This is a genomic window from Corynebacterium argentoratense (assembly GCF_021491455.1).
GTDB lineage: Bacteria > Actinomycetota > Actinomycetes > Mycobacteriales > Mycobacteriaceae > Corynebacterium > Corynebacterium argentoratense_A.
In genome coordinates, this window is sequence record NZ_JAKETN010000001.1 from 1 (window position 1) to 24,830 (window position 24,830).

Consider the following 24,830-nt stretch of genomic DNA (forward strand, 5'->3'; position numbering starts at 1 on the left):
GAAAAACGATAATTTTATATAGTTTTGTTTGTTGGGAAGGCGTCACTTGTTTGTTGGGTGGCGTCTTTCCTTTTTTGTGTGGTCATGATTGGGGGGGTGTTTGGGTGGTGGGGTGTGTGGGTGTTGTCTGTGTGTGGGGTGTGGGGTTGAACGATTATGAACCCGACGGGTGGGGTGGGTGAGTGTAGTAAAGCAACACACACCACACACACCCCTGGGGCAGCAACGATTATGAGCCGTGAGGCGAGTGTAGTAAAGCAACACACCCCCACTGCATTCTTGGGCAGCGGGTATGAGCGCTGGATGTGGTTTGGTGTTGGCTGGTTGGATTAGCGGTGTGTGGGGTTGGTTTAGCGGTGTGTGGGGTTGGCGGGTAGCATTGGGGGGTTAGTTGACGGGTTGTTGCCGTTGTGGATTAGTTGGAAGGTGTGGGTATGGGCGAGAGCTTTGGTTCTGATCGTGGTCGGGGTCGCGGGGATTCTGGTCGTGGTGGGCGTCCTTGGGAGGGGCGTGGTGATCGTCGGGATCGTGCGTGGGGTGAGCGCGACGATCGTCGTGGTGATCGGGCTGATGGGCGTCGCGATGATAGGCGTGGTGGGCGTGATGACCGGCGCGGGGGGCGTCGTGATGATTCTCGTGGCGCTGGTCGTGGTGGGCGTGATGACCGTCGTGGGGGTGGGCGGCGTCAGCATGCGCAGCGTGGGGGTGCAGATCGTCCGGAGCGTCGTACTGGTCCGCAGCGGAGTGGGTTCCGTGAGGAGCGGATTATGAAGCGGCAGAATGATCCTGATATTCCGGGTGATATTTCGGCTAAGGATTTGGATCCGAGTGTGCTGCAGGATCTTCGTAGTTTGTCGAAGGATAATGCGGATACAGTTGCTCGTCATATGGTGATGGCTGCTATTTGGATGGAGGATGATCCTCAGTTGGCGTTGCGGCATGCGCGGGCGGCTAAGGATCGTGCGGGGCGTGTTTCTGTGGTTCGTGAGACTGCGGGTATTGCTGCTTATCATGCGGGTGAGTGGAAGGAGGCTTTGACTGAGCTTCGTGCTGCGCGTCGTATTAGTGGTGGTCCCGGGATGTTGGCTGTGATGGCTGATTGTGAGCGGGGGCTGGGGCATCCGGAGAAGGCTTTGGAGCTTGGGCGTACTGAGGATCTTAGTGGTTTGGATGATGATTCTCGGGTGGAGCTGGCTATTGTTTTGGCTGGTGCGCGTGCTGATATGGGGGATTTTGATTCGGCGGTCGTTGAGCTGAAGAGTGTTGGTTTGGAGGGTACTCGGAACGATATTACGTCTATGCGTTTGTTTTATGCGTTTGCTGATTGTTTGGTGCAGGCTGGTCGTGGGGATGAGGCTCGCGAGTGGTTTGTGCGTTGTGCGGAGTTGGATACTGAGGGTGTGTTGGATGCGCGTGAGCGTGCTGCGGATTTAGATTCTTAGTTTTATGGTTGGGTTGAAGGGTTTGTTTTTGTATGAGTGCTGCTACTCTTGCGTCTGCTCATGATTCGTTGTTGTTGGATTTGGATGGCACGGTGTGGGAGGGGGGTCGTGCTATTCCGGGTGCAGTTGAGGCGATTGTGGCTTCGGGGGTTTCGGCGCTGTATGTGACGAATAATGCCTCTCGAGCTCCGGGGGTGGTGGCGGAGATGTTGCGCGGGATTGGATTGGGGGCTGATTCACGCGACGTCATTACGTCTGCTGAGGCTGCTGTGGAGTTGGTGGCCTCTCGGGTTCCTGCTGGTTCTCGGGTGCTTGTGCTGGGTTCTGATTCTTTTAAAGATATTGCTCGTTCTGCGGGTTTTGATGTGGTTGATTCGGCGGATGATGAGCCTGCTGCTGTGTTGCATGGGCATAATCCGGCGACTGGTTGGGCTGAGTTGTCTGAGGCTGCTTTGGCGATTCGGTCTGGTGCTGTGTATGTAGCGTCTAATGTGGATTCGACGTTGCCTATGGAGCGCGGTTTGATGGTGGGGAATGGTTCGATGGTTGCGGCGGTGACGCATGCGACGGGGGTTGTTCCGGATAGTGCGGGTAAGCCTGCTGCGGCGATGTTTCATAGTGGTGTGCGGCGGGTGGGGGCTTCGGCACCGTTGGCGGTGGGGGATCGTTTGGATACGGATATTGCGGGTGCGGTGGCTGCTGGTATTCCGTCGTTGCATGTGTTGACGGGTGTGAGTGGTTTTTATGATTTGTGCGCTGCTTCTGGGGAGCAGCGGCCGGTGTATGTTGGTGCGGATATGAGTGCGCTTGGGTGTTCTGCGGGTGTGTTGTCGGTGGGGCAGCAGGGTGGTTTTTCTGCTGCTGTGGTTGCGCAGGATGCTCCTGGGCATCGGGTTGTTGAGTTGTCTTTTGATGCTGACGCCGCGGGGGTGTGGGCTGCGTCGATTCCTGAGGCTTCGGGTGGGGCCGCTGTGAATCTTTCACCGCAGTTGTGTGCGCTGCGTACGGTGTTGGCGGTGTTGTGGGAGAGTTCTGCCGCTACGAGTGTGGAGGTTCGCCCGGTTGATGATGCCAGTGCGCGTGCGTTGGAGGCGTGGTGGTAGTTCCGGTTCCGCGGGATCCGCGGGCTGCGTTGGTTGACCCGGTGGTGGTGCGTGAGCAGTTTGATGCTTGCGTGGAGGCTGGCGAGCTAGATCGGGCGCATGCTGTGTTGAGTGCGGCTTTGCAGGGGGAGCGTTATGATGCGCAGGGTTGATGTCGTATTGGTGGAGCGTGGATTGTGTCGTTCGCGTGAGGCTGCGCGTAGTGCGGTTCTTGAGGGGCGTGTGCGTGTTGATGGTGCGGTGGTGCGTAAGCCTTCTGTGAAGGTGTTGCCGGGCGCTGACGTTTGTGTTGAGGGGCAGGAGGATGTGTGGGCGTCTCGGGGGGCGTTAAAGCTGCTGTCGGCTTTGGAGGTCTTTGAGCCTCAGGGTTTGAGTGTGCGTGGCCGTAGGGTGTTGGATGCTGGTGCGTCGACGGGTGGTTTTACGGATGTCGTGTTGTCTAGGGGGGCGCGTGAGGTGGTTGCTGTTGATGTTGGGCATGACCAGTTGATTCCTCGGTTGGTGGGGGATCATCGGGTGCTTAACTTGGAGGGCACCAATTTGCGGGGCATTACCCCGGAGCTGTGTGGTGGGGTGTGTGATGCGATGGTGGGGGATGTGTCGTTTATCAGTTTGCGTTTGGTGCTGCCTGCGATTGCTGAGTGTTTGGCGGTGGGGGCTGATGCGTTGCCGATGGTGAAGCCTCAGTTCGAGGTGGGCAAGGATCGTGTTGGGGCGGGTGGGGTTGTTCGTGATCCTGCGTTGCGGCATGAGGCGGTGATGGATGTGGTGCGTTGCGCTGTGTCTTTGGGTTTTGAGTGTCGTGGTGTCGTTGCTTCGGCTGTTCCTGGGCCTAGCGGGAATGTTGAGTTTTTCCTGTGGTTGCGCAAGGTCTCTGGTAGTGTGCAGGTCGATGTGGCGCAGATTGAGTGCCAGGTCGCGACTGCGATTGAGGAAGGCCCGCAATAGGATGAGTGTTGGACAAGCTGAGCGTGCTGTGTTGCTGGTTGCGCACACTGGGCGCCGCGCGAATTTAGAGTCTGCGGGGAAGGCTGCTGTTCTTCTTGACGCCGCGGGGCTTGCGGTTCGAGTGTTGGATTCTGGGCATCCGGGGGTGTTGGAGCAGGATCCAGTGTTGTCGCGTTTTCAGCGGGTCGAGCATGAAACTAGTGCTACTGATGGGGTCGAGTTGGTGTTGGTGTTGGGGGGTGACGGTACTTTTTTGAGGGGCGCTGATCTTGCGCATCAGGCGGATTTGCCTGTTCTTGGAATCAACTTGGGTCATGTTGGTTTTTTGGCGGAGTGGGAAAGCGACAGCCTTGACGAGGCAATCTTGCGGGTGATTGCCGGTGATTACGATATTGAGGATCGTATGACCCTTGATGTTGTGGTTAGGGACGAGAATCGTCGGGTGTTGTCGACGGGGTGGGCGTTGAACGAGGTGTCGGTGGAAAACACGAATCGTCGGGGTGTATTGGATGCGATTTTGGAGGTGGATGCCCGCCCAGTGAGCTCGTTTGGTTGCGATGGTGTGTTGGTGTCGACCCCTACAGGCTCCACCGCTTATGCTTTTTCTGCTGGGGGTCCTGTGGTGTGGCCTGAGCTTGACGCCATGGTGGTTGTCCCAAATAACGCCCATGCTTTGTTTGCTAAGCCGCTAATCGTGAGTCCCCACAGTCAGGTGGCTGTTGAGTCGTTATCTGATGCGAGTGCGGCGATTGCGATTATGGATGGTTTCCGCACGGCGGATATGCCACCTGGTTCTCGCATCGAGGTGTGCCGCGGAAAACGCCCCGTGCGGTGGGTTCGTTTGGACCATACACCGTTTACTGACCGTCTGGTGACTAAGTTCCGGTTGCCTGTGACAGGTTGGCGCGGTCCAGAATAAGACGCATGGGTACAATCGTGCCCATGCTCACTGAAATCACCATTGATAATCTTGGCGTGATCTCGCATGCGACTGCCGAGTTTTCGTCGGGTTTAAGTGTTGTCACTGGTGAGACCGGTGCTGGTAAGACAATGGTGGTCTCCAGTTTGCGTTTGTTGTGCGGCAGTCGAGCGGATGCTTCCCGGGTGCGTAGCGGGGCGGATCGTGCGGTTGTCGAGGGGAGGTTTTCGACCTCGGGGTTGGGTGACGCTGCGCGAGGCCGGGCAGAGGCTGTGGTTGAGGGGGCCGGTGGCGTTGCGGATGACAATGGGGAGTTTATTGCTCTTCGGTCGGTGACCTCTGCGGGGCGCTCGAAGGCTCATTTGGGCGGACGGAGTGTTCCTGCGGCTGCGTTGAAGGAATTTTCGGAGCAGCTGATCACAGTCCATGGCCAGAATGACCAGTTGCGGCTGCTTGCTGCGGACCAGCAGCGTGCTGCGGTAGATGCACAGGTGGGGGATGTTCTTTACCGCTATGATGCGGCGTGGTCAGAATACCGTCGTTTGGCGAAAGATCTTCAGGAACGGACGTTGAAGCGGCGGGAGTTGGCGCAGGAGATCGATCGTTTGCGTTTCGCGATTGATGAAATTGACGCTGTGGCGCCGGTGCCTGGGGAAGACGCGGAATTGGTGGAGCTTATTCGTAGGCTTCAGGACGTCGATACGGTGCGCGAGCAGGCCGTGACTGCTCTGCATGCCATTGATGGCGCGGACGGCGGCGGGTTTGATGATTCTTCTCCGGCGTCTGATTTGTTGGGCCAGGCAGCTGCGGCGTTGGCTGGTGATGACCCTGAGCTTGCGCAATTGTCGGAGCAACTGTCGGATATTACCTCGCAGTTGGGTGATATCAGCGTGGCCTTGGGGAGTTTTTTGTCCGGGTTGCCGAGTGACCCTTCTGAATTAGATCGATTACTGCAGCGCCAGGGCGAGATTAAGTCTTTGACGCGTAAGTACGCCCCGGATTGCGAAGGCGTGGTGGCGTGGCGCGCAAAGGCTGCTCAACGGTTGGAAAAGATTGATGTGTCTAGTGATGCCCTGGGCAAGCTGGAAAAGGAGGTCCAAAGCGCGCATAAAGAAGCACTGGCGTTGGCCCGGCAGTTGAGCAAAGCCCGTCAGGGGGTGGCTGCGCGTTTGTCGAAGCAGGTGACTGCCGAGCTTGCGGGTTTGGCCATGGGCAAGTCTCGCTTCGAGGTGGCTTTGTCGACGGTGGAGCTTGGGCCCCATGGAATCGATGAGGTCGAGTTTCGTTTGGCGCCTATGCCGGGGGCAGAGGCGCGGCCGCTTGCGTCTTCGGCATCGGGTGGTGAATTGTCACGAGTGATGCTGGCGCTGGAGCTTTTCCAAGGTGCGGATACTCGGGGTGCAACCTTGGTTTTCGATGAGGTCGATGCAGGTGTAGGCGGTGTCGCTGCGGTGGAGATTGGCCGTAGGTTGGCACAGCTGGCAAAGAACAACCAAGTGATTGTGGTGACGCACTTGCCGCAGGTGGCGGCCTATGCGGATATGCACTTGCATGTGTCGAAGCATGTGGGGGATGATACTGTCACCTCGGGGGTGGAGGAACTCTCCCGCGAACGGCGGATCGAGGAGCTATCTCGTATGCTTGCCGGCCTCGCGGATACCGAGACTGGGCGCGCGCACGCAGAGGAACTGTTGGACCGCGCGCAGCAGGAGTGCGCGGAAATGCGGGCGGGTTAGGGCGCGCCTCCGCCGTTTGTTGGATGGGGCGGACCACAATTACGTGCATGAGTCTGTTTTCCCGCAACTCCGATTTGCCGGGCCTCCATGCCACTGCCCGTGAATGCAGCCCCCACGCTAAGGGTTTGAAGAAGCTAAGCGAGGGTGAGATCGCGGTAGTCAACGCCCCGGATATCAGTCGAGCTTTCGCCGAGACCCTGGTCGCTGCACGTCCTGCGGCGGTGGTGAACACGGCGTCATTTAGCAGTGGGCGCGTGCCTAATGTGGGGCCGCAATTGTTGCTGGATGCTGGAATCACTCTTGTTGACGCCGCGGGAAGCGAGCTGTGGGCGCAGTTCAAGGATGGCAAAAAGGCCCGCTTAACCGACGACGGCCAGTTGTTCTACGGCGAGAAGCTCATCGCCGGCGGCACCGTGTTGACAGTTGCTGATGCTGTGGCGAGTTTCGACGATGCCCAGCAGACGCTGATCGACCACATGGAAGCCTTCTTCGGTAATACCATCCAGTTCATTCATTCGGAATCGCCGCTGTTGATCGATGGCCTGGGTATTCCGGACACGACGGTGGAAATTGATGGCAAGAAAGTCATCATTGTGAGCCCGGGGGCCGGCCATGAGGAGGAACTCAAGGGGCTTAAGTACTTCATTCGTGAGTATGAGCCGGTGATCATCGCGGTAGATTCGGCGGCAGACACGGTGGTCGAGCACGGTGTAACCCCTGATCTGATCGTTGGTAATCCTTCGGGCATTGGCTCCGAAGCGTTGCGTAGCGGTGCCCGGGTGGTGTTGCCCGCAGCCCCTGATGGGCACGCTGAGGGCTTGGAACGAATCCAAGACCTTGGCATTGGCGCGGTAACGTTCCCGGCCGCTAGTGATTCCGCAACTGACCTGGCTCTGCTTCTGGCGCAGTACCATGGGGCCGACATGATCGTTAGCTGCGGTGCGCCGGTGGATTTGGATGCCATGTTGCGCGGCGACCTGGAGGCGACCCCTTCGGCATTGTTGTCCCGGATGAAGGTGGGCGGCAAGTTGGTCGATGCTCGCACCGTGGCCCATTTGTATTCGGTGCGTACGCCGGCGAGTGTCAGCTGGTTGTGGGCGGCGTTGGGGATCATTGTTGCTCTGGCGGTGATTATCCTTATCGCTGGCACAGCGGGCGACGGTAGTTTTGTTGATAATTTGATTGATACGTGGAATAACGTGGCCTTGTCTGTACAGGGTTGGTTCCGCAGTATGTTTGGCAAGTAGGAAGAGCTGTTGCAAATGGCTAAAAAGTCAAAGACGTCGCGCTCGGGGCTTGTTGCTAGTGCGGCATGTGGTGTGGCGGTGGGTACCGCTTTCGGTACTTTCGTGCTCTCGCCGAATTTGCCGGGCGGGGCTTTGCAGGAAAGTCACGACGCTGTGGTTGCGTTGGAGCAGTCCGAGCAGGAGGCCCGCATTGCCAAGGCTCAGGCCTCGACTGCGGATAGCTACATCGAGGCTTCCAGTACGAAGCTTGTGGCTGGTGCGCTGAAGGATATTCCAGTGGTCGTGATGACGACCGACGATGCGGATGCTGATGACGTCGCGTCGGTTGATGCTTTGCTGCAGGCGTCTGGTGCGTCTGTGGTGGGGCGTGTTGGTTTGACGGAGAAGTTCTTCCAGCAGGATTCTGCTGAGGCGTTGAAGTCCATTGTGGCCAATACGTTGCCCGCTGGGGCACAGTTGAACGTTGATAATCTCGACCCTGGTACGCACGCTGGTGAGGCACTTGGTGCAGCGTTGCTCACCGATGCTGAGGGCAAGCCCATGGCGGATGAGCAGGAGCGTGCGCTGCTTCTTAATGCTTTGCAGCAGGCGGGCTTTATGAACATCGAGGGGGCTAAGGAGGCTGCTCGCGTGGCGATCATTATCACCGGTGAACAGCAGCATGAGGACAATTCTGATGTGATTTCTCCTTATGCTGAAACCAATTTGGGTCGCTTGGCCTTGGGGATGAACGAGCGCGGGTCTGGTGTTGTCTTGGCTGGCCGGATTAACACGGCGGCCGATGGTGGGGCTATTGACGTGGTCCGCACTGCTCAGGAGCGTGAGAGCGGTTCGGCGCAGGGGGCAACCCGAGGTGTGTCCACTATTGACAGCGTCAATATGGTCTACGGGCAAATTGGTGTTATTTTGTCCGCCCGCGACCAGCTTCTTGGAAAGTTCGGCGCCTACGGTGCTGCTGAGTCTGCAGAGGCCGCTGGCCCCTAAAGCTTTCCGCTGTTGTGTTTGAAGGCTCGTCCCACGCTGCGGCCTTAGGTGGCGGACCTTTGGCAGTGTTAGGCTGAAGGTCCGTGGTTAATCAACGGGGCCAGGGCCAACAAGATTCATTTTCGTCACAGGGGGAGTGGCATCCTCTCTCGGTAAAGGGCTCACTGCGGCAAGCCTGGGGCAGCTTCTGACGGCCGGGGGTTTGACCGTCACCATGCAAAAACTCGACCCCTAACTCAACGTCGATCCGGGTACGATGAACCCCCTCGAGCACGGCAGGTACGCCATGATGTGGGCCGCGACAACATTTTCTTCATCCACGTGTCCCTGGTGCCCTACCTTGCCCCGTCTGGGGAGCTTAAAACTAAACCCACCCAGCATTCGGTGGCTGCGTTGCGGCCGATAGGTATTGTCCCGGACGCGTTGGTGTTGCGCTGTGATCGCGAGATCCCTGAAGGCCTCAAGCACAAGATCGCGTTGATGTGCGATGTCGAGGAAGAAGGCGTGGCAGGCGGGCATCGAGGGCGCGTCGTCGACCGAATTTGATCCTGGTACACAGCACCCAGTGATCGCAACAATGGCTGAGCAGCAGGCTGCTATTGACGGACGGGCGGACTTGGGCGGGACGATGCGATTGGGTGCGTATCCCGCCCCACCGCAGCGCATCCGTTGTTCGCGGGACTCATTGCGGCTGGGGCGAAACAACAAGACTAGTCTGGGTAACCATGAGCCACGACTTTGAGTGCCTGGATAGCGAGCTACTTCTCGACGCGCCGATCATCGCGGTGCGTCGGGATCGGATGTCGATGCCGCAGGGGCGGGTAGCTTCTCGCGAGGTTGTTGAGCATTTTGGTGCTGTGGCTGTGGTGGCTTTAGACGGTGATCCGCACGACCCCTCTGTGGTGCTTATTCGCCAATTCCGCACGGCCGTGGGGCGTCGTTTGCTGGAGCTGCCGGCGGGGCTACTGGACATCTACGGTGAAGATCCTTGGGTGTGTGCGCAGCGGGAACTTTATGAAGAAGCTGGGCTTAAGGCTGACACATGGGACCTACTGCTCGATGCCGCAGCGTCGCCAGGTTTTTCTGACGAGGCCGTGCGGATTTTCCTGGCCAGGGGTGTGCACTCTGTCGGTCGGCCGGAAGCTCACGATGAAGAGGCGGACCTGGAGATCGTGACCATGCCGCTGGGCGAAGCAGTACAGGCGGTCTTTGATGGGCGGGTCGATAATGCCTTCGCCAGCTTAGGTTTGCTGGCGGCCTGGCATGCGGTGAACGCTCGCGCTGACGTTCAGCTACGCGACGTCAGCACCCCGTTTGATCTGCGGCCTACCGCGTTGGCGGCGCGTCGGCACGCGGAAGGCTTCGACGCCGACATGAAGAAGATTCCGGCTGAGGATCCACATGGCGAGGGCTAGTGACGGCCTCGCGGAGCAAATCGGGCGGTGGTTGACGCACCAGGCTATTGAGCGCGGACTGTCTCGCAACACCATGGACAGTTACAGGCGTGATTCTGCCCGCTATGTGGATTTTTTGCACACCGTTGGGCGCACGTGTCTTGCCGAGGTATCCGAAACTGATGTTGAAGAGTATGTGAAGTTCTTGCGGCAGCAGGGCAAGTCCGTGGCGACGGCCAATCGGGCGTTGGTTGTTGTGCGCAGCATTCATGGGTTCGCGCTCAAGGAGGGCGACGTTGACGTGGACGTGGCGCGCGCGGTGTCGCCGGCGAAGTTGCCGCAGCATTTGCCAGACACGTTGTCGATCGCCGAGGTAGCGCGCTTGATCGATGCGATCCCGGTGGGGCCAGCGGCGATGCCTGCGGACCTTCGCGACGCTGCATTGTTAGAGATGCTCTATGGTACTGGTGCGCGCATCAGCGAAATTGTTGCTTTGAATGTTGATGACGTCGCGGGGGTTATTGACGGCAGCGCGGATATCGTGCTGCTTCACGGCAAGGGGGATAAACAGCGTGTAGTGCCGATTGGTTCTAAGGCGGTGGAGGCTGTGCAGCGTTATAGTGTCGCGGGGCGTGACCAGCTGGCCAAAGGCAAGTCTCCAGCCTTGTTTTTGAATGCGCGGGGTGGGAGGCTGTCGCGTCAAAGCGCGTGGGCCGTCATCCAGCGTTGGGTGGAGGCTGCGGAGATTGATAAAGAGGTTTCGCCCCATAGTTTGCGACATTCTTTCGCGACGCATCTGTTGGAGGGGGGCGCTGACGTGCGTGTTGTTCAGGAATTATTGGGGCACGCCTCAGTCACGACAACACAGATTTACACCCACGTGACGGCCGATAACTTGCGTGCCGTGTGGAAGACCTCCCATCCGCGTGCGCGGTGATACTCTTGGAAGGGTTAGTGTTTACAGGGTGCAATCCGCACGGTAAATCAAGGAATGAGGGTTGACTGTGGCTAGTGTGTCTGAGGGACTCTTCGACAAGCCAGAGGCTGTCTACGGGCTCACGGGACGGCCGCTCCGGGACATTCCGGAACCCCCTGCTATCGACAGCCATGGTCCAGCGGTTATTTTGTCGATGTGTAACCAAAAAGGCGGCGTCGGAAAAACAACGTCCACAATCAACCTTGGTGCATGCCTGGCGGAGGTCGGTCGCAAAGTCCTCCTCGTTGACCTTGATCCCCAGGGCGCACTATCGGCCGGGTTGGGGGTTCCTCATGAGGAACTCGACCTGACTGTATATAACCTCCTGGTGGACAATGAAACCTCGATCCACAACGCCATCCACCACACCTCCGTGACTGGTCTGGATCTCGTGCCCGCCAACATTGACCTATCCGCCGCGGAAATCCAGCTGGTCAATGAGGTCGGTCGTGAGCAAGCGCTTGCCCGCGCCCTGCGGCCAGTCATGCGCGATTATGACTTCATCATTTTGGACTGCCAGCCATCTCTAGGTTTGCTGACTGTTAACGCGTTGACGTGCTCCCAGGGTGTCATTATTCCGATGGAATGCGAGTACTTCTCGCTGCGCGGGTTGGCTCTGCTGACGGACACCGTGGAAAAAGTACGCGATCGGCTGAACTTTAATCTCGAGATCGTCGGCATTTTGGTGACGATGTTTGACCGTCGCACAAGCCACGCCCGCGAAGTCATGTCCAGGGTTGTTGAGGTCTTCGGTGAGCAAGTTTTTGACACCGTCATCACCCGCACCGTCAGATTCCCGGAAACTTCCGTTGCCGGGGAACCCATCATCACATGGGCGCCATCCTCCCAGGGGGCTCAGCAGTACCGTAACCTCGCCCGCGAGGTGATTGAGCGTACGGCGTGAGTCCCCAGCGCCCCGACGGGCCGGTGGTACTACCGCCGATTAGCCCGGATGAACCCCAGCAGGAAATCCCGGGCTTCACCCTGTCGCTGACCAATTTTTCGGGCCCTTTTGACCTGCTATTGCAGTTGATCGGCGCAAAAAAACTTGACATCACCGAGGTTGCGCTGTCGAAGGTTACCGATGAGTTCATCAACTACACCCGCGCGTTGGGTGAGGTCGCCTCCCTGGATGAAATCACTGAGTTTGTGCTTATCGCCGCGACACTGCTGGATTTAAAAACGGCTCGATTGCTGCCTCGAGGCGAGGTCGATAGCGAAGAGGATCTAGAGCTTCTCGAAGCGCGGGATCTATTGTTTGCTAAGTTGCTGCAGTACAAGGCCTACAAACAGGTTGCGGACTTGTTTGCGGACTGGCAGCGTGACGCCCCGCGGCGTTATCCGCGCTCGGTCAGTTTGGAGGAGCGTTTTGCCTCCGCATTGCCTCCGGTTCACTTGGGCCTTGATGCAGAGGGTTTTGCTGAGTTAGCGGCGACTGTGTTTCGCCCGAAGCCGCCGGAGCTGGTGGGCACGGACCATATTCATCAGGTCGCGGTGTCGGTGCCTGAGCAGGCTGGCAAAGTGTTAACTATCTTGAAGATGCTGGGGGCGGATACGTGGGCTTCGTTCGAGCGGTTGACCTCGGATTGTTCCGTGTCGATGGAGGTCGTTGGACGTTTTTTGGCGCTGCTCGAGTTGTATAAAGCCCAGGCGGTCAGCGTCGATCAGCCGGAACAGTTGGGGCAGTTGAACGTAGCGTGGACCGGCATTGACGTTGATCCGGCGGTGGTTGCGGCTTCCAATTGGGAGTAGTTGAGGCGCCGGCAGCCTTGGCCTGTGTGCGGTAGGGTGGCACACATGGTTGATATGTGGCAGATCACAGTCCCTTCGCCTTTGGTATCTCCCGAATGGCTGCTTGAGTTGTTGTCGGATGAATCGATTCTCGATGCTCGATTGCCCGATGGCACCCGCGCTGTGGCCTTGTTGTGCGCGAGCATGGCCGGTAACAATCTTGATGCTGAGGCTATTGCCGGGTCTGTTCATGCCGATCTGGAGAGGGATTTTTCCGATCCTGATGATCCGCTTCCTCACACTCAGCCGGCAGATGTGCAGCGTGTGTTTGAGCGCTGCGGGGTGGGGCCCGACACGGCCGTGATCTGTTACGACACTCAAGGTGTTGTCACGAGTGCTCGCGTGTGGTGGTTGGGTCGTGCCGCAGGTCTGGACAATATTGCGGTGCTCGATGGCGGCACGCGTCACCTGCCCGGTGATGGCGTGGTGTCGTGGGTTGCTCTGCGTGATCTGCCCGCCCCTGGGGACGATGACGTCGCGGGGGATCTGTCTTCTGTCACGGCGCGGCCGCAGCTGATCGTTGGGGACCGAGCAGTAGAGCAGGCCTTGGCCCGCAATGGGGCTGTGGTGGATGCTCGTTCCCAGGGGCGCTTTGCCGGTGTGGACAGCGAACCCCGGCCTCACCTTGTATCTGGGCACATTCCGGGTAGCGTGAATGTGCCCTTCACAGAGCTGTTCCGGGGTGGAAGGATGAAGCCTCAAGAAGAGGTAGCGGAGATCTTCCGCTCGGCCATCGACGCCGAGAACACCACCGGCCCCGACGTTACCGATTGGACCCAACAGCCCATCATTTTTAGTTGCGGCTCGGGTGTGACAGCCTGCGTCGATGCTCTGGGTGCAACCCTCGCCGGATGCTCCAATGCCTCGGTGTTTGATGGGTCCTGGAGCCAATGGGGTGACCCCGCGTATGGCAAGCCGATCGCCTAAGTAGACTCGGAGGGTGTGAAAGACTCTGAGCCCTCTGAACAACAGGCGCCGCGCAGCGGGGTGCAGGCTCTGCGCCCCTACATTGAGTCGGTCCTACTGGTAACGGATGCTCCTGTGACAGTCGAACAGTTGGCTAGGGTGCTGGATGATGACGCCGCGACTATCGCCTCGGTGTTGACGGAGATGTCAGCTCAGTTCACGCAGCAGGGTAGTGGCTTCGATCTGCGGGAAACTGCTGAAGGGTGGCGGCTGTACACCCGGCCAGAATATGCCGATGTGGTTGAGGCCTTCATTTTGGATGGCAACCATACTCGCTTGTCCCGAGCAGCACTGGAAACACTGGCGGTGGTCGCCTATCGCCAGCCAGTGACCCGTTCGCAGGTCTCTGCTGTGCGCGGCGTCAACGTTGACGGTGTGATGCGTACCCTGCAGCTACGCGGTTTGATTAAAGAAGTCGATGTGGATGCTTCCACTGGCGCGCACCTGTATGCCACCACAGAGATGTTGCTGGAGCAGCTAGGGATAGAGTCGCTGGATCAGCTGCCTGATTTGGCGCCGCTGTTGCCCGACGTGGAGTCCATTGAGGAGGAATACTAGAAATGGACTTGCGCACCCCAGCCAGGTTGTTGCTGATGACCAGGCACACGTGTGGCACCCATATGCTCCAACCCCGGCCCCCATGGACCCCATAGTTGTTGATTCCACGTCCGGGGTGTACCTGCATACGGCCGATGGGCGCACCCTGATCGATGGGATGAGCTCCTGGTGGGCGGCCTGCCATGGGCATGGCCACCCCGCACTCAAGCAAGCGGCTCACGAACAGATTGACAGCATGAGCCACGTGATGTTCGGCGGGCTCACGCACAAACCGGCGACTCGCTTAGCCAACCAGCTCCTGGATCTCACTTCTTTGCACAGCAGTGGCGCTGCGGATGGCTTGTCTAAGGTGTTCTTTTCTGACTCGGGCTCGGTGTCCGTGGAAGTGGCTATTAAGATGGCGCTGCAATATCAGCGCGGGCAAGACCACCCTGAAAGAAAAAAGCTGTTGACCTGGCGCTCTGGCTATCACGGGGATACGTTCGGCCCGATGAGCGTATGCGATCCTGACGGCGGCATGCACTCACTGTGGGTGGGTACGTTGAGCCAGCAAAAGTTCGCACCACCTCCACCTGTGCTGGGTAGCAGCCCGGTAGATATAGCGGCCTACCTTGAGACGTTTGAGTCTCTGGTTGATTCTTCAGTCGCGGCTGTCATCATCGAACCCGTGGTGCAGGGAGCCGGAGGCATGCGCTTCCACGATCCAGCGGTGGTGCAAGGGGTCGAACGCATCTGTCGCAGGCACGGGCTACTGCTCATCGCCGATGAGATCGCCACCGCGTTCGGCCGCACCGGGCAGATGTTCTGCACCCTGGATAACGGCGTCAACCCGGATATTTTGTGCGTGGGCAAAGCTCTCACAGGTGGGTTCATGTCGCTGGCAGCCACGTTGACTACGGACAAGGTTGCGCAGTCTATTCAGACCCCAGAGGACGGCGGTGCCCTCATGCACGGCCCAACGTTCATGGGCAACCCCTTGGCCTGTGCTGTGGCCAGTGCCGCTGTGGAGTTGGCCGCCAGCGAGTATTGGGTGGAGCCGGTGCGCAACATCGAGGCATGGCTGCGCCGCGGCCTGGAACCTTTGGCCGCGCATCCCGCAGTTGCAGATGTGCGCGTTCGCGGTGCGATCGGTGTTGTCGAATTGCGCAATGACGTCGCGATGCGCGCGGCCACAGACGCAGCAACTGCGCACGGAGTGTGGTTGCGGCCTTTCGGGAAGCTTATCTGCACCATGCCGCCGTTTGTGTGCGCCGAGGAAGAAGTCCAGCGCATCACCACCGCAATCGCCGCGGCGGTTGACGCCACCTCCCAACAATCTAAGGATTAGTCATGGCCATTGTCGTTATTACCGGCACAAACACTGATGTGGGAGAAACTTTCGCCACAGCGCAACTAACCCGCCAACTACTAGGTGAGGGCAAGCGTGTGGCTGTGGTCAAGCCTGCCCAAACCGGCGAACCGGTGGGTAGAGGAGACCTGGCTACCGTTCGCGAGACCTTGGCAAACGGTCCCGCATTAGATCAGGCACGTGCTCAACAACAAGTGGAATACTTCGAATATGCCCGCTACCCAGAGCCCCTAGCACCCAACCTTGCTGCTCGCCGTGCAGGCATGGAGCAGTTGGACCTTGCCGCTACCGCCGACAAACTTCGAACCCTGGACGCTGAGTACGACATCGTTCTGGTCGAAGGGGCAGGCGGGCTGCTGGTTCGCATCGCAGACAACTGGACCATCGCCGACCTCGCGCGTGACCTTGGCGCCCCCATGCTCATCGTCACCTCTACCGGCCTCGGATCGCTCAACCTCGCCGAGCTCACAGTCGAAGCCGCACAACGCAGAGGAATCACCGTGCTTGGCCTGCTCGGCGGAAGCGTGCCTGCCGACCCAGATCTCGCGACGTCATTAAACCTGGAAGAATTTCCCGTCGTTGCCGGGGTGCCGCTATTGGGCTGCTACCCACAGGGCGCCCAAGGTAACTGCGACGTCAATGTGGCACCACTGCTCCAGCTGGGATAAGCTAGCGGCACATAGCGTCGCGCCATCCTCGGCCGGCGCACACCCAATACAGTAAGGACACATAAGTGACCCCACCCGCTCGCCGAGACGGCACACCGGACAAGATCGACAAGATCTACGTTTCCAAAGCGAAACCCGCACGCCACCAACACCCACGTGGCGAACGCACACCCTTCGACTACAGCCTGGGCGGCAATAATGCCGAGGGCATCCGCCTGCAAAAAGTACTGGCAAAAGCAGGCGTGGCCTCCCGCCGCATGTCGGAAAAACTCATCGATGCCGGCCGCGTAGAAGTTGACGGCAAGATCGTCACCGAACAAGGCATGCGCATTGACCCCGACAAGTCCATCGTGCGGGTCGATGGCGTACGCGTACGCATCGACAACGACCTGCAGTACTTTGTGCTCAACAAGCCCCGCGGCGTCCAATGCACCATGAGCGACGACATGGGACGACCCTGCGTCGGCGACATCGTCGGGGAAAAAGTAGATGCAGGCCAAAGGCTCTTCCACGTCGGACGCCTTGACGCCGCCACCGAAGGCCTCCTGCTGCTCACCAACGACGGTGAACTCGCCAACCGACTGATGCACCCGAAGTACGAGGTTGCGAAAACCTATCTGGCGACTGTTGTGGGCGAGGCTGACCGCAAACTGGTTAGGGCGCTCAAAAACGGCGTCGAGCTAGACGACGGACCAGCCAAGGCCGACTACGTCCAGATCGTCGATGTGCACCAAGGCAAATCCATCGTGCGTGTCGAATTGCACGAAGGCCGCAAGCACATTGTGCGTCGCATGCTCAAAGAGGCCGGCTACCCCGTTGAGCGCCTGGTTCGCACCAAGATCCATACCGTCCAATTGGGTGAACAAACCCCGGGTGCACTTCGTGCCCTCAACAATGCTGAACTAACCTCTCTGTACAAGGCGGTGGGAATGTGAGTATCTCCAATATGCCAGGTGATGGGCTGATCATCGCAGTAGATGGTCCCTCGGGGACAGGAAAATCAAGCGCTTGCCGCGCCGTAGCTGAAGCACTCGATGCTCACTACCTCGATACCGGCGCCATGTACCGCGTCGCCACTCTCCACGTGCTGCGGTCGGGGATCGACCCCTCCGACGTCGAGGCAGTGATCGACGCGACTAAAAACCTGCCGCTGAGCATCAACGATGACCCGCGTTCCACCGAAGTGTTGCTCGGTGGGGAAGACGTCCAGGACGAGATCCGTGGGTCGGAAGTCACCGCGCATGTGTCCGCCGTTGCGGCTATTCCCGAGGTGCGTAACAACCTCGTTCAACTGCAACGCGACCTCGCAGACGACGCCCACCGCTGCGTCGTTGAGGGACGCGACATCGGAACTGTGGTGCTCGCCGACGCTCCGCTGAAGCTGTTCCTGACGGCAAGCGCAGAAGTCCGCGCACGCCGCCGTTTCGACCAGGACACCGCAGCCGGACGCGACGTCATTTTTGAGGATGTTCTCGCCGATGTTGAGCGACGCGACCACCTGGATTCCACCCGCGCAACCTCCCCATTGGTTCCTGCGGAGGATGCTCACATTGTCGATACCTCCGAGATGACGCTGGATGAAGTCATCGACCTGATTATTGACGCTGCGGTCGATTCTGACCCAAGCATGGACGATGCTGATTTTGATGATGACGTCGCCCTTGCTTTTGATGGTGAAGACTCAAGCCCTTTGCTCGCGAGCGAGGACTTGAGTGAGGATCAGTGGCGCGCAGTGGAAGCCAACTTCGGCTTTGAAGCTGACGATCCTGTAGAGGAAGCGTTGCCGACTGTCGCGATCGTCGGACGGCCCAACGTTGGTAAATCTACTCTGGTGAACCGCTTCCTTGGGCGGCGTGAAGCCGTCGTCGAGGACTTCCCCGGGGTAACCCGCGACAGGATTTCCTACCTAGCCGACTGGGGTGGGCACCGCTACTGGGTGCAGGACACCGGCGGCTGGGATCCTGACGCCAAGGGCATTCACGCGGCTATCGCGCGGCAAGCTGAAGTCGCCATGGATACCGCCGACGTCATCGTCTTCGTTGTTGACACCAAGGTGGGCGTGACCGAAACCGATGAAGTGATGGCGCGTAAGCTGCAGCGTGCCGAGGTGCCGGTTATCGTAGTCGCCAACAAATTCGACTCCGATTCGCAATACGGTGATGTGGCTGAGTTTTGGTCACTCGGCTTGGGGGAGCCCTGGCCAGTATCCGCGCAGCACGGCCGTGGCGGCGCTGACGTCCTTGATCAGGTGCTCGCTAGTTTCCCTGAGGAACCCCGCAACAAGTCCATCACCGAGGGGCCGCGCAGGGTCGCACTGGTGGGCAAACCGAACGTAGGCAAGTCCTCGCTGCTGAACAAAATCACCGGCGAGGAACGCTCCGTCGTTGACAATGTTGCCGGCACGACCGTCGACCCAGTCGACTCCTTGGTGCAGCTCGATCAAAAATTGTGGAAGTTCGTCGACACCGCTGGTTTGCGACGCAAGGTCAAAAACGCACAAGGCCACGAGTTCTATGCTTCACTGCGTACCCGCGCTGCTATTGACGCTGCGGAAGTGTGCGTGTTCCTTCTCGACGCCTCAGAGCCGGTCAGTGAGCAAGATCAGCGCGTGCTCAACATGGTTATTGAAGCAGGCAAAGCACTGGTTATTGCCTTCAACAAATGGGACCTCATGGACGAGGACCGCCGCGAACTGCTCGACCGAGAAATCGACTTGCAGCTTGCCCACATTAGCTGGGCCCGGCGGATCAACATTTCCGCTAAGACTGGCCGAGCACTGCAGCGGCTCGAACCTGCCATGATCGAAGCTTTGGAGAGCTGGGATCAGCGTGTCACGACGGGGCAGCTCAACAACTGGCTGCGTCAGGTGATCGCGCAGAACCCTCCGCCGATGCGTGGTGGTCGACTGCCACGCGTCCTGTTCGTTACCCAGGCTTCTACGCGTCCTCCGGTGATCGTGCTGTTCACAACGGGCTTCCTCGAAGCTGGCTACCGCAGGTACTTGGAGCGTAAGTTCCGCGAGACTTTTGGTTTCGAAGGCTCCCCGGTGCGCATTGCGGTGCGCGTGAGGGAAAAGCGCAAGCGGAAATAGTGCGCCGCGCACGCCCCTTGAGTCCCTCAGCAGAATGTGCGCAGAAATGATCTAAGGAGCCCTGTGTATTTTCACAGGGCTTTCACAGTTCGTGGGCTTAGCGTCAATAGCATGAATACACACACTGCTTACTATGTCACCGAAACCGTTGCCCGCAGCCGCCAGGCGATGCCTCGTGGCAGTGCGTCCGCCTACTGTGATGGTTGGGTTGACGCGGCCACCGATCTTCGTCGGCGCGTCGATGAATTCTACGATCCTTATATCAATCTGGATCATGAACAATGCGATGCCCACGCGCTAGCTGCGTGAAGATAAAGAAAAACCCCGTGCAAACCTTTTGAAGGTGCACGGGGAATTTTTGTCGGACTGACAGGATTTGAACCTGCGACCCCTTGACCCCCAGTCAAGTGCGCTACCAAGCTGCGCCACAGTCCGCCATCGCTTTGTGCGACTGGGATAGATTACATGACTGTGGTCTAAAAAGCTAATCCGCAGGTCAGTTGATCTTTTTAAGACTCGATGTAACGCAGTGCCCAGGTGTGAATGACGCTGGCTGCGTACTGTGCAGTGCCGGTCCGCGTGCACAGGTGATCAGTTCGATCGAGTGCGACCAAGGACTTGGGGTACCTAGTGCTTAAGAAGATGTTCTGGGCGTTATCAATGCCGACGGTTTGGTCAATCGGTGAGTGCAGGATCATCAGCGGAACTTTGACCTTATGCAGGTAGGATTCCGGGTTGATCTCTGCAAGATCTTCGAGATAGTGCCGGGAAATAACGATGTCTCGTCCACCGAGGGTGACCGTGACTGCGCCGTTTTCGTCGACTTCGCTGATCTTGTCGGCGAAGTGCAGCACGGCATGCGCGGGGTCGAAAGGCGCACCAATGGTTGCCACTGCTTTCAGACCGGGCAGCGTGGGCGCGGCTTTGAGGGCCGCAGCGCCGCCCAGGGAGTGGCCGATGAGCAGTTGGGGGCGAACGTGGTAGCTTTCGGCAATCCAATCGCTGACAGCTTTGAGGTCGGCGACATTTTCACTGAAACTTGTCTTTTCGAAGTCGCCTTCCGATTGGCCTAGGCCCGGGTAGTCGAAGCGGAGGCAGGCGACGCCCTGTGCCGCTAAGTATTTGCATACGCGGGCGGCGGCTGGCGTGAAGCGGCTACCTGTGAAGCAGTGGGAGAAAATGGCCCACAGCTTGGGATGCTGCTCGCTGTCATTGGGGTCGATGCTTGTGCGGTCTGGATAGTCGATAGTGGCAGCCATGGTCAGTCCGGTGCTGCTGGGGAGTTTTACACTCGTCGATCGCATTCCTCCAGACTAAAGCATGCACTGGTTGGTCGCACGCGGCTGTTAAGCTAGGCGACAGTAAAGACAGAAAGTGGTGCTCCATGGGTGGTTTTGGTTGGTTGTGGAACATGCTCGGTGATACCTCCGGGCGCAACCAAAAGCGCAGTATCGCGCTCGTGAAAAAGGCCGAATCTCTGCTGGACGACGTGGCTGCGTTACCTGATGAGCAACTGTCGGAACGTGGCCGTGCCGCTGCGCAGTCTGAGGATTATGCTGCCCTCTTGGCAGTGTTGTCGGTAGCCTCACAGCGACGTCTTGGCATGGTGCCTTTCGACGTACAATTGCAGGCTACGCTGCGGCTTCTCGAGGGCGATGTGGTCCACATGGCCACTGGTGAGGGCAAGACTCTGGTGGGGGCGATGGCGGCGACTGGCTTCGCTTTGCGGGGCAAGCGCGTCCACTGCATCACAGTCAATGATTACTTGGCTCATCGTGACGCCCAGTGGATGCGTCCGTTGGTTGAATTCTTCGGTGTCTCTGTGGCGAGCATCGGCGAAAAAATGGACAGTGATTCTCGCCGCGATGCCTACCGCTGCGACGTTGTGTACGGTCCGGTGAGCGAAATCGGGTTCGATGTTTTGCGGGATCAGCTCATAGTCCGACCGGAGGACGCGGTGCAGCATGGTGCTGACGTCGCCATCGTCGACGAAGCTGACAGTGTGCTGGTTGACGAGGCACTGGTTCCTTTGGTGCTAGCAGGAAGCGCACCGGGTGTTGCGCCGGCGGGACAGATTACAGAGATCGTGTCGAGGCTAACGGAATCGGAGCATTTTGAGGTCTCCGAGGATGGCCGCACGGTGTTTCTGAACGACGCAGGTGCTGCCGTAGTGGAGCGCGAGTTGGGCATCTCCAGTTTGTATGACCAAGAGCACGTGGGCACGACCTTGGTTCAGGTCAACTTGGCTTTGCACGCCGAGCATCTGCTGCACCGGGATGTGCATTACATTGTGCGTGATGGAAAGGTACAGCTCATCGACGCTTCCCGAGGGCGGGTTGCAGATCTGCAGCGCTGGCCCGATGGGGTGCATGCTGCGGTGGAGGCGAAGGAAGGCCTCGATGTTACTGAAGGTGGCCGGATCCTCGACACCATCACGTTGCAGGCGTTGATGGGGCGCTATCCCATGGTGTGTGGGATGACGGGCACGGCTGTGGAGGCAATTGACCAGCTTCGGCAGTTTTATGATCTCCGCGTCTCTGTGATTGAGCGCAGTGCCCCCTTACGCCGCTTCGATGAAGCCGACCGTATTTACGCAACCGTCGAAGACAAGACCGCCGCGATTGTTCAGGAGATCGCGCGGATTCACGCAACCGGTCAACCTGTGCTGGTTGGAACCCATGACGTCGCGGAATCTGAGACGTTGGCAGAACGCTTGGGGGATCAAGGTATTGACGTTGTCGTCCTCAACGCGAAGAATGACGCCGAGGAAGCCCAGATCATTGCGGAAGCAGGCGATGTTGGAAAAGTGACAGTGTCCACTCAAATGGCCGGCCGTGGAACGGATATTCGTCTTGGTGGGGCTGGGGAGTCCCGTCGCGACGAGGTTGTTGCGCTTGGTGGGCTTGCTGTGATTGGTACTGGCCGCCACCGTACTCAAAGGTTGGACAACCAGTTGCGCGGGCGTGCGGGACGTCAGGGCGATCCGGGTTTGTCGCTGTTTTTCGTTTCCCTGGAAGATGATGTGGTCTTGGCCGGCGGCGCAGGGGAGTCCGTCAACGCGGAGGTTGCGAGCGACGGTCGCGTAGACAGTAAGCGTGTAAATGACTTTGTGGCCCATTGTCAGCGTGTGACAGAGGGGCAGCTGCTGGAGATCCACTCACAGACCTGGAAGTACAACAAGCTCATTTCGGATCAGCGCGCAATTATTGACGAGCGCAGGTTCGACCTTCTCCACACAGCCGTGGCTTGGGAGGAATTGCGGGCTGATAATCCGCAGCGAGCGAAGGAGCTCGAAGCCAGTGGCGTAAATGACAAAGTGCTAGAGCAAGCAGCTCGGGAGATCATGCTCTATCACCTTGATTACGGCTGGTCGGAGCATTTGGCTTTGCTAGATGACGTGCGGGAATCTATTCACCTGCGGGCTATTGCCAAAGAGACCCCGATCGATGAGTTCCACCGTATTGCCGTGCGGGAGTTCAAGGCTCTGGGGGAGAAGGCAGTCCGCGACGCACGTGAGACATTCGCCACTATCGATATTGATGCTGAAGGGGCCCATCTAGACGATCTGGGCCTCCACAGGCCCAGCGCTACCTGGACGTACATGGTGGGGGATAATCCTTTGCAAAGCAGCGGCAATAGTGTCATCAATGCGCTTACATCGGCGTTCCGATAGGTTGTGGCCTGTATTTACCCCGTGGGGGTAGATGCGGGCTCTACTGCCTACGCCGTTGCCGCTATGATGGAACGAGTTAGAGATAAGTACCAGCGCGAAATCCGGGAGGAATTTTAGCCAATGAGTGACACAACCGGGATCCCCGAACCCCAGGTGGAGACAACGTCTGTTTTCCGCGCTGACCTTCTCAAGGAGATGGAATCCGGCGCAAGCGCGTCGGCGCAGATTGGCGCAGAGAACCTTCCTGAGGGGTCTGCACTGTTGGTCGTCAAGCGTGGCCCCAATGCGGGTTCCCGCTTCCTGCTCGATCGGCCAACCACCACAGTTGGTCGCCATCCCGAGAGCGACATTTTCCTCGACGACGTCACCGTCTCTCGTCGTCACGCTGAATTCCGCATCAACGATGGGGCTTTCGAGGTGGTAGACGTGGGAAGCCTCAACGGAACCTACGTGAACCGCGAGCCGAAGAACTCCGCAGTGCTTTCGAGTGGCGACGAAGTTCAGATCGGTAAATTCCGCCTAGTATTCCTGGTCTAAACCCATGGGTGCTGTGCAATCGGCGGGTGGTGGATCGGCCGCCCGCAAAAGCCTTTCGGCCCAAACCACCTCGGGTCGCGCCAAGTCCATGTCGATTGGTGCGGTACTCAAGCTGATCAAGCCGGATTACCCGCAGATCACGCATTCTAAGATTCGCTACCTCGAATCTGAAGGTTTGCTGGAACCGCAAAGAACGGCCACCGGCTATCGCTCCTACACGATGGATGATGTGGAGCGTCTGCGTTTCATTCTGGATATGCAGCGGGATCGTTATTTGCCGCTGAAAGTCATCCGTTCCCAGTTGGAAGCGATTGACCGCGGCGAAGTCTCGGCGCTCCCCGCCAATCAGGGCGAGGACGTTGCCCACCGCAACGCCGACCGCATGAAGCTCTCCGAGTTAGCCGCGCAGACAGCGATTACGGAAGATGAGCTCATGGGGCTGATTAACGCCGGACTGATCACCCCCGATGCTGCAGGCCTCTTTTCTTCCAGCGACGTATCAGTGATCGGCGTGATTTCACAACTTGTCGAATACGGCCTCGATGTGCGCCACCTAAAGTCGCTGAAAAACCATGCGCAACGCCAAGTCGATTTGGTCACGCAGGTGGCGGGGCCGGTTGCGCGTGCTAAAGATGATGCAGCTCGCGGTAGAGCAGAAGAGATCGCCCGGCAAATGATGTCGCTCATCGTTTCGCTCAACGAGGATGTTTTCCACCGGGAGCTCCTCAAAGAGTTCGGCAGCTAGCGCCCTACACGGGGGTAATTCCTCGGCCACTTTTTGGACTTAATTGTTTGTGTCTTACACCGATGGCATAAACTCTTAAGTTAAAGTTGAGGTTCAAGGTTTGCGTGTGCAACAAGAAACTACGAGAGAGGCCACGAGCGTGACTGACAACAATCGCCCCGTGCAGGAGTCCCTATTCGACATTGGTCCGGACCAGACGGTCGGCTACCGCGTACCCATCGCTTGCCAGGTCGCCGGAATTACCTACCGACAGCTCGACTACTGGGCACGCACCCAGCTCGTTGTTCCCTCGATCCGTAGCGCCCGCGGGTCAGGCTCCCAACGCCTGTACTCTTTCCGCGACATCCTGGTGCTGAAGATCGTTAAGGGACTGCTCGATACCGGCATTTCCCTCCAGAACATTCGACTTGCGGTCAGCAACCTTCGCGACCTCGGCGTCGACGACCTCGCAACCATCACCCTGGTCAGCGATGGCACCACCGTCTACGAATGCCGCAGCAACGAAGAAGTTATCGACCTCCTCGCCGGCGGCCAAGGAGTCTTCGGCATTGCCGTCCCCGGAATCATGAAGGAACTCACCGGCACCATCGCTGCCTTCCCCTCTGAAAGCGTCGCCCACGACGACACTGCAGTTGCAGACTTCCGCGACGAACTTGCTGCCCGTCGCGCGCGACGTCAGGTTTCTTAGCAACCAGCCTCACAAC

At 58.6% G+C, this 24,830-nt stretch carries 23 protein-coding genes, 1 tRNA gene and 2 pseudogenes; 24 read left to right on the forward strand and 2 right to left on the reverse strand.

Going from position 1 to position 24,830, the window contains the following annotated elements:
* Nucleotides 1-434 precede the first annotated feature (434 nt).
* From L1C91_RS00005 to L1C91_RS00100, 20 genes and pseudogenes are all read left to right on the forward strand, one after another.
* Nucleotides 435-1,442, forward strand: coding sequence for a hypothetical protein (locus tag L1C91_RS00005; protein ID WP_234857428.1), 1,008 nt, complete (start codon nucleotides 435-437; stop codon nucleotides 1,440-1,442).
* A 32-nt stretch (nucleotides 1,443-1,474) separates the two neighbouring features.
* Nucleotides 1,475-2,545 (forward strand): HAD-IIA family hydrolase, encoded by a 1,071-nt coding sequence (locus L1C91_RS00010; RefSeq protein WP_234857429.1) that lies wholly within the window; start codon nucleotides 1,475-1,477, stop codon nucleotides 2,543-2,545.
* Nucleotides 2,536-2,697: a hypothetical protein gene (locus L1C91_RS00015; RefSeq protein ID WP_234857430.1), complete on the forward strand. Its 162-nt coding sequence runs from the start codon at nucleotides 2,536-2,538 to the stop codon at nucleotides 2,695-2,697. The genes L1C91_RS00010 and L1C91_RS00015 overlap by 10 nt, the downstream gene beginning before the upstream one ends.
* The gene (locus L1C91_RS00020) at nucleotides 2,684-3,493 is read left to right on the forward strand and encodes a TlyA family RNA methyltransferase (RefSeq protein ID WP_419178677.1); all 810 of its coding nucleotides are present in this window, start codon (nucleotides 2,684-2,686) and stop codon (nucleotides 3,491-3,493) included. The genes L1C91_RS00015 and L1C91_RS00020 overlap by 14 nt, the downstream gene beginning before the upstream one ends.
* A 1-nt stretch (nucleotide 3,494) precedes the next feature.
* Nucleotides 3,495-4,412, forward strand: coding sequence for an NAD kinase (locus L1C91_RS00025; RefSeq protein WP_234857432.1), 918 nt, complete (start codon nucleotides 3,495-3,497; stop codon nucleotides 4,410-4,412).
* A 23-nt stretch (nucleotides 4,413-4,435) separates the two neighbouring features.
* Nucleotides 4,436-6,148 carry a DNA repair protein RecN gene (gene recN, locus L1C91_RS00030; protein WP_234857826.1) on the forward strand — a complete coding sequence of 571 codons (1,713 nt, stop codon included), beginning with the start codon at nucleotides 4,436-4,438 and terminating at the stop codon, nucleotides 6,146-6,148.
* 38 nt (nucleotides 6,149-6,186) lie between these two features.
* Nucleotides 6,187-7,395 (forward strand): putative cytokinetic ring protein SteA, encoded by a 1,209-nt coding sequence (steA, locus tag L1C91_RS00035; protein ID WP_234857827.1) that lies wholly within the window; start codon nucleotides 6,187-6,189, stop codon nucleotides 7,393-7,395.
* A gap of 15 nt (nucleotides 7,396-7,410) precedes the next feature.
* Nucleotides 7,411-8,379, forward strand: a complete 969-nt coding sequence (locus L1C91_RS00040; RefSeq protein WP_234857433.1) for a copper transporter — start codon at nucleotides 7,411-7,413, stop codon at nucleotides 8,377-8,379.
* A 118-nt stretch (nucleotides 8,380-8,497) separates the two neighbouring features.
* Nucleotides 8,498-8,886 (forward strand): annotated as a pseudogene (locus L1C91_RS00045) (hypothetical protein); the annotation flags it as partial.
* A gap of 218 nt (nucleotides 8,887-9,104) precedes the next feature.
* The gene (locus L1C91_RS00050) at nucleotides 9,105-9,794 is read left to right on the forward strand and encodes an NUDIX domain-containing protein (RefSeq protein ID WP_234857434.1); all 690 of its coding nucleotides are present in this window, start codon (nucleotides 9,105-9,107) and stop codon (nucleotides 9,792-9,794) included.
* Nucleotides 9,781-10,710 (forward strand): site-specific tyrosine recombinase XerD, encoded by a 930-nt coding sequence (locus L1C91_RS00055; protein ID WP_234857435.1) that lies wholly within the window; start codon nucleotides 9,781-9,783, stop codon nucleotides 10,708-10,710. The genes L1C91_RS00050 and L1C91_RS00055 overlap by 14 nt, the downstream gene beginning before the upstream one ends.
* 76 nt (nucleotides 10,711-10,786) lie before the next feature.
* A complete protein-coding gene (locus tag L1C91_RS00060; RefSeq protein ID WP_234857828.1) occupies nucleotides 10,787-11,653 on the forward strand; it encodes a ParA family protein in 867 nt (288 codons plus the stop codon).
* Nucleotides 11,650-12,501: a segregation and condensation protein A gene (locus tag L1C91_RS00065; RefSeq protein WP_234857436.1), complete on the forward strand. Its 852-nt coding sequence runs from the start codon at nucleotides 11,650-11,652 to the stop codon at nucleotides 12,499-12,501. The genes L1C91_RS00060 and L1C91_RS00065 overlap by 4 nt, the downstream gene beginning before the upstream one ends.
* 45 nt (nucleotides 12,502-12,546) lie before the next feature.
* Nucleotides 12,547-13,467, forward strand: coding sequence for a sulfurtransferase (locus tag L1C91_RS00070; protein WP_234857437.1), 921 nt, complete (start codon nucleotides 12,547-12,549; stop codon nucleotides 13,465-13,467).
* A 15-nt stretch (nucleotides 13,468-13,482) separates the two neighbouring features.
* Nucleotides 13,483-14,064, forward strand: a complete 582-nt coding sequence (gene scpB, locus L1C91_RS00075; protein WP_419178678.1) for an SMC-Scp complex subunit ScpB — start codon at nucleotides 13,483-13,485, stop codon at nucleotides 14,062-14,064.
* Nucleotides 14,048-15,391, forward strand: coding sequence for an adenosylmethionine--8-amino-7-oxononanoate transaminase (locus L1C91_RS00080; protein ID WP_268836152.1), 1,344 nt, complete (start codon nucleotides 14,048-14,050; stop codon nucleotides 15,389-15,391). Before scpB ends, L1C91_RS00080 begins: the two co-directional genes overlap by 17 nt.
* A gap of 2 nt (nucleotides 15,392-15,393) precedes the next feature.
* The gene (bioD, locus tag L1C91_RS00085) at nucleotides 15,394-16,080 is read left to right on the forward strand and encodes a dethiobiotin synthase (RefSeq protein ID WP_234857439.1); all 687 of its coding nucleotides are present in this window, start codon (nucleotides 15,394-15,396) and stop codon (nucleotides 16,078-16,080) included.
* A 65-nt stretch (nucleotides 16,081-16,145) separates the two neighbouring features.
* The gene (locus L1C91_RS00090; RefSeq protein ID WP_234857440.1) at nucleotides 16,146-17,015 is read left to right on the forward strand and encodes a pseudouridine synthase; all 870 of its coding nucleotides are present in this window, start codon (nucleotides 16,146-16,148) and stop codon (nucleotides 17,013-17,015) included.
* Between the two features lie 11 nt (nucleotides 17,016-17,026).
* On the forward strand, nucleotides 17,027-19,171 hold the full coding sequence (der, locus tag L1C91_RS00095; protein ID WP_234857830.1) for a bifunctional cytidylate kinase/GTPase Der: 2,145 nt from the start codon (nucleotides 17,027-17,029) through the stop codon (nucleotides 19,169-19,171).
* A 111-nt stretch (nucleotides 19,172-19,282) separates the two neighbouring features.
* The gene (locus tag L1C91_RS00100) at nucleotides 19,283-19,480 is read left to right on the forward strand and encodes a hypothetical protein (protein WP_234857441.1); all 198 of its coding nucleotides are present in this window, start codon (nucleotides 19,283-19,285) and stop codon (nucleotides 19,478-19,480) included.
* 52 nt (nucleotides 19,481-19,532) lie between these two features.
* Here L1C91_RS00100 and L1C91_RS00105 read toward each other — a convergent pair.
* Both L1C91_RS00105 and L1C91_RS00110 read right to left on the reverse strand, forming a co-directional pair.
* Nucleotides 19,533-19,606: transfer RNA gene (locus tag L1C91_RS00105), tRNA-Pro, on the reverse strand.
* 83 nt (nucleotides 19,607-19,689) lie between these two features.
* Nucleotides 19,690-20,475: pseudogene (locus L1C91_RS00110) on the reverse strand (alpha/beta hydrolase family protein); the annotation flags it as partial.
* Between the two features lie 80 nt (nucleotides 20,476-20,555).
* Here L1C91_RS00110 and secA2 point away from each other — a divergent pair.
* From secA2 to L1C91_RS00130, 4 genes are all read left to right on the forward strand, one after another.
* Entirely contained in the window at nucleotides 20,556-22,844 is a 2,289-nt protein-coding gene (gene secA2, locus L1C91_RS00115; protein WP_234857442.1) for an accessory Sec system translocase SecA2, read from the forward strand.
* A 120-nt stretch (nucleotides 22,845-22,964) separates the two neighbouring features.
* Nucleotides 22,965-23,381 carry an oxoglutarate dehydrogenase inhibitor Odhl gene (gene odhI, locus L1C91_RS00120; protein WP_020976203.1) on the forward strand — a complete coding sequence of 139 codons (417 nt, stop codon included), beginning with the start codon at nucleotides 22,965-22,967 and terminating at the stop codon, nucleotides 23,379-23,381.
* A gap of 4 nt (nucleotides 23,382-23,385) precedes the next feature.
* Nucleotides 23,386-24,126, forward strand: a complete 741-nt coding sequence (ftsR, locus tag L1C91_RS00125) for a transcriptional regulator FtsR (protein WP_234857443.1) — start codon at nucleotides 23,386-23,388, stop codon at nucleotides 24,124-24,126.
* A 106-nt stretch (nucleotides 24,127-24,232) separates the two neighbouring features.
* A complete protein-coding gene (locus L1C91_RS00130; RefSeq protein ID WP_419178679.1) occupies nucleotides 24,233-24,814 on the forward strand; it encodes a MerR family transcriptional regulator in 582 nt (193 codons plus the stop codon).
* The last annotated feature ends 16 nt before the right edge of the window (nucleotides 24,815-24,830 follow it).